General features: G+C 67.6%; 1 protein-coding gene and 1 pseudogene. Both read left to right on the top strand.

The window, feature by feature from the left end; translation table 11 throughout:
* Positions 1 to 112 precede the first annotated feature (112 nt).
* Positions 113 to 1,075, top strand: coding sequence for a carbohydrate ABC transporter permease (locus tag ADK57_RS11915; protein ID WP_053749374.1), 963 nt, complete (start codon positions 113 to 115; stop codon positions 1,073 to 1,075).
* Positions 1,072 to 1,617: pseudogene (locus ADK57_RS11910) on the top strand (carbohydrate ABC transporter permease); the annotation flags it as partial. The gene ADK57_RS11915 and the pseudogene ADK57_RS11910, both read left to right, overlap by 4 nt.

Genomic DNA, 1,617 nt, shown 5'->3' with positions numbered 1-1,617 from the left:
TCGCCGAGGAAGTCGCCAAGAACTACCAGAAGTGACCTGCAGTGCCCGGCCGGCCCCGGTGCCGGCCGGGCACGCTTCCCGACCCCGGCCGTCACCGGCAGAGGAACCATTCATGACCACGCTCACCGCACCCCCCAAGCAGGCTCCCCCACCCGTCCGTCCCCGGAAGTCCTCGGGTTCGGCGGCCAAGTGGAAGCGGCGCGTTCCGCTGCTGCCCGCGCTCATCTTCACCATCGTCGTCACGCAGCTGCCCTTCGTGGCCACGCTGATCATCTCCACCTTCCAGTGGAACATCCTCAAGCCGGGCGAGCGGCATTTCGTCGGCCTGTCCAACTTCTCGTTCGTCTTCACCGACGAGCGGCTGCGCACGGCGGTCCTCAACACCGTCGTGCTCACCGCGTCGGTGGTGGTCATCAGCGTGATCCTCGGACTGGGCCTGGCGATGCTGCTCGACCGCCGGTTCGTGGGCCGGGGGCTTGCGCGCACGCTGCTCATCGCCCCGTTCCTGGTCATGCCGGTCGCGGCCGCGCTGCTGTGGAAGCACGCCATCTACAACCCCGACTACGGCCTGCTCAACGGCACCCTCAACGCCGTCTACCGCCTCTTCGGCGCCGACAACGGGCCCACCGTCGACTGGATCTCCTCCTATCCGATGCCGGCCGTCGTGGTGTCGCTGGTGTGGCAGTGGACGCCGTTCATGATGCTGATCCTGCTGGCCGGGCTGCAGGCGCAGCCCGGTGACGTCCTGGAGGCGGCCCGTATGGACGGGGCCTCGGCTCTGCAGACCTTCCGCCACATCACGCTGCCGCACCTGCGCCAGTACATCGAGCTGGGTGTGCTGCTCGGCACGATCTACGTCGTGCAGACCTTCGACGCGGTCTTCACCATCACCCAGGGCGGCCCCGGCTCGCAGACGACCAACCTGCCGTACGAGATCTACCTGACCATGTTCCGCAAGTACGAGTACGGCGAGGCGGCCGCCGCCGGTGTCGTCGTCGTGCTCGGCGCGTTCGTCATCGCGACCTTCGCGCTGCGCACCATCGCGTCGCTGTTCCGCGAGGAGACCTCCCGATGACCCACGCAGCCCTCGCCCCCCGAGGGGGCAGGTTCAAGAAGCTCCTCCGCGGCAAGGACGACCCAGGCTCCCCGCGCCTGTCGCCGCTGTGGACGTTCGTCGCCTGGCTGGCCACGCTGGCGTTCTTCGCGCCGGTGGCGTGGATGGTGCTGACCTCCTTCCACCAGGAGGCCGACGCGGCGACCAACCCGCCGACCCCCTTCGCCCCGGTCACCTTCGACCAGTACAAGCTGCTGTTCAGCCGGGACATCACCCCCTTCCTCCTCAACTCGGCCATGGCCAGCATCCTTTCGACGGTGCTGGTGCTCGCCCTGGCGGTGCCGGCGGCGTACGCGCTGTCCATCAAGCCGGTCGAGAAGTGGACCGACGTGATGTTCTTCTTCCTGTCCACCAAGTTCCTCCCCGCCATCGCCGCCCTGCTGCCGGTCTACCTGATCGTCAAGGACGCCGGGATGCTCGACAACGTGTGGACCCTGGTCATCCTCTACACCGCCATGAACCTGCCGATCGCGGTATGGATGATGCGCTCCTTCCTCGCCGAA

Origin of the sequence: Streptomyces sp. MMG1533 (assembly GCF_001279775.1) — a bacterium.
Classification (GTDB): domain Bacteria; phylum Actinomycetota; class Actinomycetes; order Streptomycetales; family Streptomycetaceae; genus Streptomyces.
The sequence above is the reverse complement of the archived record's forward strand: the minus strand, read 5'-3'. Positions and strand labels throughout refer to the sequence as shown.